This window comes from Sphingomonas sp. CCH9-F2 (assembly GCF_001556735.1).
Taxonomy (GTDB): Bacteria; Pseudomonadota; Alphaproteobacteria; order Sphingomonadales; family Sphingomonadaceae; genus Sphingomonas; species Sphingomonas ginsenosidimutans.
The window spans coordinates 1-4,079 of the sequence record NZ_LSJO01000533.1; the positions used below are offsets into that span (position 1 = coordinate 1).

Annotated in this window: 4 protein-coding genes and 1 pseudogene; 1 reads left to right on the forward strand and 4 read right to left on the reverse strand. The window is 68.6% G+C overall.

Annotated features, from left to right (window positions below):
• Positions 1-484: HAD-IA family hydrolase (locus AX685_RS15015; RefSeq protein WP_066490108.1), on the reverse strand; the 484-nt coding region annotated here is incomplete at its 3' end.
• Positions 481-2,139 (reverse strand): 2-isopropylmalate synthase, encoded by a 1,659-nt coding sequence (leuA, locus tag AX685_RS15020; RefSeq protein WP_066490110.1) that lies wholly within the window; start codon positions 2,137-2,139, stop codon positions 481-483. The genes leuA and AX685_RS15015, both read right to left, overlap by 4 nt.
• Positions 2,140-2,421: 282 nt before the next feature.
• On the opposite strand from leuA, the gene AX685_RS15025 reads away from it, so the two are divergent.
• Positions 2,422-2,817, forward strand: a complete 396-nt coding sequence (locus AX685_RS15025; RefSeq protein ID WP_156445842.1) for a BLUF domain-containing protein — start codon at positions 2,422-2,424, stop codon at positions 2,815-2,817.
• Positions 2,818-2,842: 25 nt separating this feature from the next.
• Here AX685_RS15025 and AX685_RS15030 read toward each other — a convergent pair whose 3' ends face one another.
• Both AX685_RS15030 and AX685_RS15035 read right to left on the reverse strand, forming a co-directional pair.
• Complete coding sequence (locus tag AX685_RS15030) at positions 2,843-3,454, reverse strand: YceI family protein (RefSeq protein WP_066490113.1); 612 nt, start codon at positions 3,452-3,454, stop codon at positions 2,843-2,845.
• A gap of 75 nt (positions 3,455-3,529) precedes the next feature.
• Positions 3,530-4,079, reverse strand: a pseudogene (locus AX685_RS15035) (hypothetical protein); the annotation flags it as partial.

Consider the following 4,079-nt stretch of genomic DNA (forward strand, 5'->3'; position numbering starts at 1 on the left):
CGTCTTCCCACACCAGGCAATCGGCGGCCGCGACCCCTAGCCGGTCGGCGGCGAGCAGGAAGGCGTCGGGCGCGGGCTTCCCGCTCGTCACGTCCTCGGCGGTGACCATCACCCGGGGCGGCGTCAGCCCGGCGGCGGCAAGCCGCCGTTCGGCCAGCGCCAGCGGGGCGGAGGTGACGATCGCCCAGCGATCGACGGGGAGGGCGGCGACGAAGTCCGCGGCGCCGGGCAGCGCCACGACGTCCGCGACATCGTCCATCTCCGCCTGCAACAGCGCGGCGAATTCCGCCTCGGCATCGACGCTGGCGGGCGCGAAGCGGCGGATCGTCTCGATCGCGCGGACGCCGTGCATGTGGCGCATCAGCAGGTCGACGTCGATCGCGTGGCGGTGCGCCCAGGCGGTCCAGGCGCGCACCGCGGACGGGATGCTGTCGATCAGCGTCCCGTCCATGTCGAACAGGAAGGCCGCATAGCCGCGCGTCACGCCCGGTTCGCCGCCGACAGGACGGCGCGGACGCTGGCAGTGGCGATATCGGTGTCGATCCCCACCCCCCATACGGTGCGCCCGTCGGCGGCGCGGCATTCGAGATAGGCGACCGCCTGCGCGCCCGCGCCATGGCCGATCGCGTGTTCGGAGTAATCGACGACGTCGAGCGTGGGCCCGGTGCTGTCGGCCAGCGCCGCGATCACGCCGGAGATGAGGCCGTTGCCGCGCCCGGAGATCGAGCGTTCCTCGCCGTCGATCGCCAGCCTTCCGACGAACACGCGGTCGCCCGCCGCGCCGGTTTCGGCATAGTCGCGCAGCACGAACCGGTCGGCGTCGCCGGGCAGATAGGCGCGCTCGAACGCGCCGAAGATGTCGGCGGCGTTCAGTTCGCGGCTGGTTTCGTCCGCCAGCGCCTGCACATGGCGGCTGAAATCGGCCTGGAGGCGCTTGGGCAGTTTCAGCCCCTTGTCCTGTTCCAGCACCCAGGCGACGCCGCCCTTGCCGCTCTGCGAATTGACGCGGATGACGGCTTCGTAGCTGCGCCCCAGATCGGCGGGGTCGATCGGCAGATAGGGGACTTCCCACAGATCGTCGTTGCGCGCCGCCTGCGCCGCGAACCCCTTCTTGATCGCGTCCTGATGGCTGCCGGAAAAGGCGGTGAAGACCAGTTCGCCGGCATAGGGGGTGCGCGGGTGGACGGTGATGTTGGTGGCATACTCCACCGTCTTCACCACCGCGTCGATATCACCGAGGTCCAGTTGCGGGTCGACGCCCTGCGTGTACATGTTGAGCGCGACGGTCACGAGATCGCAGTTGCCGGTACGCTCGCCATTGCCCAGCAGGCAGCCCTCGACGCGGTCGGCGCCCGCCATCATGCCCAGTTCGGCAGCGGCGACGCCGGTGCCGCGGTCGTTATGGGTGTGCAGCGAGATGACCACCGCGTCGCGGTTGCGGATGTGCCGGCCGAACCATTCGATCTGGTCGGCATAGACGTTGGGCGTCGCACATTCGACGGTGGCGGGCAGGTTGAAGATGATCGGCGCGTCGGGCGTCGGCTGCAGCACGTCCATCACCGCCTCGCACACCTCCACCGAGAAATCGAGTTCGGCGGTGGAGAAGGTCTCGGGCGAATATTCGAACTGCCAGCGGGTGTTCGGGCGCTTGGCCGCTTCATCGCGCAGCACCTTCGCGCCGTCGATCGCGATCTGCTTCACCTCCGCGCGCGACATGCCGAACACGATCTTGCGCCACGCGGGCGACACCGCATTATACAGGTGGACGATCGCGGTGGTTGCGCCATCCAGGCTTTCGAAGCTCCGTTCGATCAGGTCGCGGCGCGACTGGGTCAGCACCTGGATCGCCACATCATCGGGAATGCGCCTGTCGCGGATCAGGCCGGAGATGAAATCGAACTCGGTCGCGCCGGCGCTGGGGAAACCGACCTCGATCTCCTTCAGCCCGATCTTGACCAGCAGATCGAAGAAGCGCGTCTTCTTCTCGGCGTCCATCGGATCGATCAGCGCCTGGTTCCCGTCGCGCAAATCGGTCGACAGCCAGCGCGGGGCGCGGGTGATCGTCTTCGACGGCCAGGTGCGGTCGGGAATGTCGATGACGGGAAAGGGGCGGTATTTGGTCGAGGGATCGCGCAGCATGACGGTCGGCTTTCCGGGATAAGGGCGCTTCGGCGGTGGTCGGATCATTACCCTCAGGCGCGGGCGGCGCGGCCGTGGGGCACGCCGTGGCGGTGACGCGCCTAAGGGCGCGTAAGTCGAAGCAGGAGGCCGGTTGCCAGCGTCATCGCGCGCATCGGTAGCGCGTGGGCCGCCCGCTTGTCCAGCGGATTGCCGGGCCACCGGCATGATCTGGATTAAGGAGTCCTTTAGGAAAGCCTCAACCCGTTTGATCCACAGGGGAATCTGCGAAGGGAAGGCGGAATGATGGCGTATCAACTGGTGTATATCAGCAGCGCGATCGGGCGGGTCGACGGCGACGCGGTGCTGGCGGTGTCACGACGCAACAATGCGCGCGATGGGATCACCGGGTTGCTTTACGCCGACGGGCGGCGCTTCCTGCAGGTGCTGGAAGGCGAGCGGGCAGCAGTGGAACGCGCCTATCAGCGGATCGCGGCCGATCCGCGCCACCGCGCGCTGGTCGTGCTGTCGCAGCGTGACGTCGCCGGGCGCGAGTTCGGCCCGTGGGAGATGGCGGAACGCGCACCGGGCGCGGATGGCGACGCGCTGCTGGAGCGGATCGACCAGTTGCTGACCCGCGCCGCGCCATCGGTGCGGGCCACGTTCGAAGGCTTCGCCCGGATCCGCCGGGCGGCGTGATCCGGGCGAGACGCCGCGCCGCCGGTCAGGCGGTGAAGGCGGCGTTGACGGTCAGCTTCACCTCGTCCGAGACGATCGGCACGGCCATGCCGAGGCCGAAGTCGCTGCGCTTGATCGTGCCCATGGCCCTGAAGCCGAAATTGAGCTTCTTGGTCATCGGGTTGGCGCCGGCGCCGACGAAGGTCACGTCCAGCGTTACCGGCTTGGTGATACCCTTAATGGTCAGGTTGCCGGTCATCGTCGCGCGATTGGCGCCGCGCGGCGTCACCGCGGTCGATACGAACCGCGCATTGGGGTTCGCGGCCACGTCGAAGAAATCCTTCGATTTCAGATGCGTGGCGAACTGACTGCTGGTCACCGAGAGGTCGGCGATCGCGAAGGTCACGTCGACCTTGGTTTGCGCGGGCTTGGCCGGATCGATGGTGATCGAACCGCCCGACGCGCCGAACTGCCCCTGGAGCATCGAGAAGCCCATGTGGTTCACCTCCCACGTTACCTGGGTGTGCGCGGGATCGACCTGATAGGTGCCCGCGGCGACGCGGGTGGTGGGGGCGCCGGGCATCGCCGGGGCGGCGGCCATCTGGGCGACCGCGGGAACGGCGGCCGCCATCAGCGCGGCTGCGATCACGTAACGCATGGAATCATCCTCCTGTTGTCGTCCCGCTGCATCACAGGCGCGACGAGGGAGCGAAAGCACCAGCCGCGAAACGGTTCATTTCGTGTCGTCGCCGTCGTCGTTGTCCGGCGTATCGGCGGCACCGCGTTCGATCACGCGAAAATTGTAGGTGATCTGCACCAGCGCGCCGATCACCGGCTTGCCGTTGATCGACGGCGGGCGGATCAGGAACTGGAACGATGCCAGCCGCGCCGCGCGGGACAGGCCACTGCCGCGCGTCTCACCCATTTCGCGGCAATCCTCCACGCGCATCCGCGGCGCGGTGCGGCACACGATTACGCCGTAGCCGCTTTGCATCCGCGCGGGAAGGTACGGGCGCATCTCTGCCGGGGTGGGGCGGCGGAACCAGTCGCCCATGTAGATATCCGCACCGCCCGGCCCGCGCCCGATCGGTGCGGAATCGGCGCTGCGCGTGTCCTGCGCGGCGCTGCGATCCGGGGCGGGCGCGCTCTTGATCCGCGAGACGTCGGTGGCGGCATAGTCCGTGCGGCTGAGGATCAGCACGCCTGGCAGGTGGAGCGGCACCGGCGGAACCGGCAGCGGCGGCGCAGGCACCGGGCGCGGCGGCGTGGGGGCGGGATCGCGC